General features: G+C 71.0%; 1 pseudogene. It reads right to left on the bottom strand.

Annotation, left to right across the window (positions count from 1 at the left end):
* A pseudogene (locus A9Z05_RS01765) lies at positions 1-283 on the bottom strand (phospholipase); the annotation flags it as partial.

Genomic DNA, 283 nt, shown 5'->3' with positions numbered 1-283 from the left:
CAGCGCCCACAGCGTGTCGGTCAGGTGATAGACGGCCGACACCGCGCGTGACGCAGGATCGAGCATCTGAGCGAACACCTGTTCCATGTCGTTCGCGAGCCACGTGCGCAGCTTCAGCGCCTGGGCGGCGCTCGGCGCCGCGTTCGGCGCGAGGCCGAGCGCCGCGACCTGCTTCGCGAACGCCTGCGAGCTGACCACCGCGCGGTTGAACCACGTACCGATGCCGTCCTCGACGTGCGCGGGCAGCACGACGTCGCACACGCCGGCCTGCGCGTCGAGCACC

Source organism: Burkholderia sp. A2, assembly GCF_001729305.1.
Classification (GTDB): domain Bacteria; phylum Pseudomonadota; class Gammaproteobacteria; order Burkholderiales; family Burkholderiaceae; genus Burkholderia; species Burkholderia sola.
Note: the sequence above shows the minus strand (reverse complement) of the source record. Positions and strands in the feature narration are given on the sequence as shown.